Source organism: Methanobrevibacter thaueri, assembly GCF_015062905.1.
GTDB classification, from domain to species: Archaea; Methanobacteriota; Methanobacteria; order Methanobacteriales; family Methanobacteriaceae; genus Methanocatella; species Methanocatella thaueri_A.
Map to the genome: position 1 here is coordinate 1 of NZ_SUTK01000076.1, position 4816 is coordinate 4816.

Below are 4816 nucleotides of genomic sequence, written 5' to 3' on the forward strand. Positions count from 1 at the left end.
AGTAGTCAACACTCCTGATGCAGGCACAATCTATGAAGTGCCTTTAGTTCTAGAAGACCGCAATATCGGTCAGCTAATAGTAAATCGTATAGGATTGGATGTTGAAGCGGACACCTCCAAACTTGATGAATGGAGGGAAATCGTAAAATCCCTTAAGACAACAGATCCACAAGTAACAATTGGTATTGTTGGAAAATATGTTGAGCTTGAAGATTCATACATCAGTATCCGTGAATCCCTGCTTCACGCAGCCGCAAGCATCGGCGTCAAGGCAAACATCAAGTACCTAAGTTCAGATGTTGAAGAGCTTGACCAGGATGCATTGAAGGAATTTGACGGTATATTGATACCTGGAGGATTCGGTGAAAGAGGATTTGAAGGTAAACTGGACGCTATCGACTATGCAATCGAAAACAATGTTCCTTTATTCGGAATATGTCTTGGAATGCAATCCATGGTAACCCAATTCGCAAGAAGAAACGGATACCCTGAAGCCAACAGTTCTGAATTCGGTGATGACATTGTGGACCCTGTAATTGACATGATGGAAGAGCAAAAGAAAATCAAGAACATGGGTGGAACAATGCGTTTAGGTTCATATGACTGTAAAATCATTGAAGGAACCAAAACCTATGAGGCTTATGGCGAAATAGATATTGAAGAGCGTCACAGGCACAGATACGAATTCAACAATGACTATAGGGATGACTTGCAGGAAAAAGGTTTAATCATTTCTGGTACAAGTCCTGATGATTTCCTTGTAGAGATTGTGGAATTGCCTGATCACCCTTGGGCTATAGGTTGCCAGTTCCATCCGGAATTCAAGTCAAGACCTAACAGGCCACATCCTTTATTCAAATCATTTTTAGAAGCTATCTATGAGTATTCTAAAAATTAATTATTCTTTTTTTTACAAGTTGAAAGCAATTTTGCATGCTTGCTTTCTGCTTAATTTATATTATTTGTTGTAAAATAATATACTTATGAATTTCAGTACCATATTTTTAATTCAAATAGTTATTACAATTTTGTTTTCAATTTTAGCGACAATTTTTGATGTTCGCAAGGGTTTTGTTCCCGACGCGTTATGCTATATGATGATGATTTTCGGCCTGGCCACAAACCTGATTTTGTCACTGATTTCATCTAACATTAAATTCATTCTAGCCTCATTTATTTCGATGGTAATCACCTATTCCATAACTTATATGCTATGGCAATTGTCAATGTGGGGAGGTGGTGACGTGAGACTGTTTACAGGCATTGCCACAGTAATACCATCGGGACTAAACATCGACTTCTTGCATGTTTTCCCGGTCATGTCAATATATCCCTTCTCGTTCAGTGTGGTTGTAAACAGCATCCTGGTGTCATTTCCATTCCTTGTGATTTTCGTGGCATATATGATAATCAGGAGGGATCTCTTCAGGAACAACATTGACATTCTATTCAATGTCTTCAGCCCAACCAGCCTGAACTATATAAAGGAGCGTGCCCTCAATAGGAGAATAAAGGTTAGGGACGTGAAGGAGGGAAACATTGTAAACAGCTATTATTTTGAAGATGAGCACATTGTTGAGCTTATAGAGGAGGCTGATGGAAACCTGAAAGTATACAGGAACAGGGATGAGGGATGCAAATACTATTTCAAGTCCATCAGCGCCGGTGGAATAACAAAAAAAGAGGAGAATCTTTTAAAGATAATGAGCGTTCAGGGATTCATTGGCGACGAGATATCCATAAAGGTTTCATACCCATTCACCCCAGCCATTCTTGCAGGATTGCTTATTGCAGTATTCTACGGGGACATCATGATGATTTTTACAAAAAACCTTGTGCTGGTGATATGATGGACAGTCAGGGACAGGTATCATTGGAATATATGCTCATATTTGCAGTGGCACTGATTCTTCTCGTTGCATTCACATTGCCATTGACCCATCTGACAATCCAAAACCCTCTTGACGTGTCAGATTCACTGGATGTGAAATCAGATTTATCAAAGCTATCCAATGCCATTGAAAGCGTTTACGGCCAAGGTCAGGGTTCAAGACAAAGTGTAGACATCGTCTCAAAGGATTCTCACAAAATCGATGTGTCCGGCACTCATGTATCATGTAGGCTAAAGCTTAATGATGGAGCAAGCAAGATTGTTAATGTTGATTGCAATTCAAACCTGAAAAGAACATCACTGCCAATAGGCAAGGGGACAAATACGATAATCGTTGAGTGGCCGGTGGGCAGTGAAAACATGAAAATCTATGAAAAATAGCCAAATTTCATACAAAGTTATTTTAAGTATTATTTTTTAATATTAAAGTATAACACTTAAAATTGGTGTGAATGTTATGGATATTATTACTAGTATAATTTACATTGTTTTATTCATTATCATGATGGCGTTTGTCTTTTCAATAGGCATGCTAAGGCGTTACATGCCAAAGCGTGAAGTGCTTTTGGTATTGGCTGTGGCCTTTTTCATTGGCGCAATTGGGGGAGCATTCTTTTTAGAGCCAATTTATCAGGAATTGCCGGCAATGGCAAGTGCTGTTGAGAGCAATATGCCAAATAATGAAGAAACATTATATTTAGATTTATCTTCATCGATTGATACAAATCAATTGAGAAGCGATTTGTCCTCAATGGAGGGTTTCAAGTCATTTGACGAAACATCTGTCTCGATTCCGATGTGGAGCTTCAACGAACAGGAACACGCATACTTCGATTCCATTGTTGGTAATATTGATTCCCATTACGAGAAATACAATGTAACCTCAAATGCAATCCAAATTGACTTGGCGGAAAACTACACTGCATCTGAAGCTTTAAAATCATTTTCAGATTGGTATAAGTTGGTTTATGATGATACCATATCATACGCTCAAATCCATGCAGTGCTTGTCATCGACTCATCCAAACTCAATGATTTCGAAGACGCATTGCTTCAAAAGGGAGTAGTGGCATCACATATTGAAGGACCAATCCAGGACAGTGTGAACAATACCAATGCATCAATGTTATCAGATCTTGAGTTTACACTTGTCTGCGGTGGAATTGGAGTCATCGTGGCAATAATTGGAATATACATGGACTCTGTTGTTCCTGCATACAGAAGATTCAGAAAGTTCCTCAACACTAAGCGTAAAAGATAATTATGAATGTTGCAGTACTATTTTCTGGAGGCAAGGACAGCACCATGGCGGTTTATGCCGCATTGGAAGCGAAGGAAGATGTAAAATATCTTCTTTCGATGAAATCCAAAAATGACGAGTCATACATGTTCCATGTTCCAAATATTCATGTCACTGATCTGCTTGCAGAGGCACTTGACATTCCGATAATGTCTGTTGAAACAGATGGAGTTAAGGAAGAGGAACTTGAAGATTTAAAAGTTGCCTTCAAAGATTTGAAAAATTTGGGCATTGAGGCCATATACACCGGTGCCCTTTACTCAGTTTATCAAAAGTCAAGGATAGAGAAACTGGGCGATGAAGTGGGATTGGAGATTATCTCACCATACTGGCACGTTGACGAGTTGGAATACATGCGAAAAATAGTTTCACTCGGCTTTAAGATAATGATTTGTGGAGTGGCAGCATGGGGACTTGACGAGTCATGGCTTGGAAGGGTCATTGACGATGAAACCGTTGATGAGCTTGTAAAGCTCAATGAAAAATATCGTCTTGACATTGCCTTTGAGGGCGGTGAAGCTGAAACATTAGCCATTGATGGACCTATTTTTAAAAAAAGACTTAAAATAATTAAATATAAAAAAGAATGGCATCTTGACAGTGGTGTTTACATTATCGAAGATGCTATTTTGGAAGATAAATAATTATAAGTTGATTTCATCAAAATAGTTATTTATCTCTTCAATACAACTTTCCATGTCACTTTCGTTAATGATGAGCTTGTCTGAAAGTGAAATGACTGATCCAATACCGAACTTTAATTCAGTGTAATCTCTTTCTTTAAACACGTTGTAATCGTCGGAATCGTCTTCTCTTTGTCTTATTTTCAATCTTTCAAATCTTAATTTAGGATTTGCAAATATTGAAAGAATGATGAAGTTGTCAAAGTTTTCCTTGAACATCTCAACTTCAGGAAGGCTTCTTATCCCTTCAACGACAATTGTATTTTCAACGCCTTCTTCCTGTATCTTTTTAATTTTTTTTATGGTCAATTCAGAAACGATATACTCGCCAAATTCTTTTCTAAGATTTTTTGCAGTTTCCTTGGAGCTTTCGCCTCTTTTTTTAGATTCTTCACGGATGATGTCGCCCATACTAACGATGATTGCACCTCTTTCAGCAGCAATGTCTGAAATTATGCTTTTTCCGGAACCCGGCATACCTGATATTCCCATTACGTTCATTATATTCACTCTTTTAATTTAATTTGTTCCAATGATTCTTTAAGGTTTTCCTCATTATCAAATTCGTTAACTATTTCCATCAGCACCTGCTTGTCCTGAGTCTTCAAATCTTCAGCTATTTTTGTCATGAATGGAATTGCACGAACGATATTGTCCATGATTGAAACGTCAGACATCTTTGAAGTCCTTGAAAGTGGATTCAAATCTATTGTCAATATGTTCTTGCCGCTCTTTTTCAATATCTCAGCCCTGTCACCATCTTCCAATGGCACCAGTACGGTATCGGCACTGTAGATTCCAGTTTTACTTGCACTTGCACGATTATTTTTAATATCGTCAATGTATTCGATATCGTCATCCAATGTGCCCAATATCTTGTCATAGCCAAGATCCTTGTAAATCTGTGTGATAATTTTAACTCTCTCGTCTGTCCTGTAGAAT

7 protein-coding genes are annotated in these 4816 nt (G+C 38.1%); 5 read left to right on the top strand and 2 right to left on the bottom strand.

Going from position 1 to position 4816, the window contains the following annotated elements; all coding sequences use genetic code 11:
* The 5 genes from E7Z79_RS09120 to E7Z79_RS09140 all read left to right on the top strand — a co-directional run.
* Nucleotides 1-898, top strand: an 898-nt coding sequence (locus E7Z79_RS09120) for a CTP synthase (protein WP_303739630.1), incomplete at its 5' end; no start/stop codon positions are given.
* A gap of 130 nt (nt 899-1028) precedes the next feature.
* Nucleotides 1029-1850 (top strand): A24 family peptidase, encoded by an 822-nt coding sequence (locus E7Z79_RS09125; RefSeq protein ID WP_303739631.1) that lies wholly within the window; start codon nt 1029-1031, stop codon nt 1848-1850.
* The gene (locus E7Z79_RS09130; protein WP_303739632.1) at nt 1847-2272 is read left to right on the top strand and encodes a class III signal peptide-containing protein; all 426 of its coding nucleotides are present in this window, start codon (nt 1847-1849) and stop codon (nt 2270-2272) included. Before E7Z79_RS09125 ends, E7Z79_RS09130 begins: the two co-directional genes overlap by 4 nt.
* A 76-nt stretch (nt 2273-2348) precedes the next feature.
* Nucleotides 2349-3152: a hypothetical protein gene (locus tag E7Z79_RS09135; RefSeq protein ID WP_303739633.1), complete on the top strand. Its 804-nt coding sequence runs from the start codon at nt 2349-2351 to the stop codon at nt 3150-3152.
* A 2-nt stretch (nt 3153-3154) separates the two neighbouring features.
* Entirely contained in the window at nt 3155-3835 is a 681-nt protein-coding gene (locus E7Z79_RS09140; RefSeq protein ID WP_303739634.1) for a TIGR00289 family protein, read from the top strand.
* Here the strand turns inward: E7Z79_RS09140 and E7Z79_RS09145 are convergent, their stop codons facing one another.
* The gene (locus E7Z79_RS09145; protein WP_303739635.1) at nt 3836-4375 is read right to left on the bottom strand and encodes a nucleoside monophosphate kinase; all 540 of its coding nucleotides are present in this window, start codon (nt 4373-4375) and stop codon (nt 3836-3838) included.
* A 5-nt stretch (nt 4376-4380) separates the two neighbouring features.
* On the bottom strand, nt 4381-4816 hold a 436-nt coding region (locus tag E7Z79_RS09150), incomplete at its 5' end, for a phosphopantothenate/pantothenate synthetase family protein (RefSeq protein WP_303739636.1).

Bases quoted from the DNA above. Each gene is read 5' to 3' on its own strand.
- E7Z79_RS09140 (WP_303739634.1), top strand. From the start codon at position 3,155: ATGAATGTTGCAGTACTATTTTCTGGAGGCAAGGACAGCACCATGGCG.
- E7Z79_RS09130 (WP_303739632.1), top strand. From the start codon at position 1,847: ATGATGGACAGTCAGGGACAGGTATCATTGGAATATATGCTCATATTT.
- E7Z79_RS09135 (WP_303739633.1), top strand. From the start codon at position 2,349: ATGGATATTATTACTAGTATAATTTACATTGTTTTATTCATTATCATG.
- E7Z79_RS09145 (WP_303739635.1), bottom strand. From the start codon at position 4,375: ATGAACGTAATGGGAATATCAGGTATGCCGGGTTCCGGAAAAAGCATA.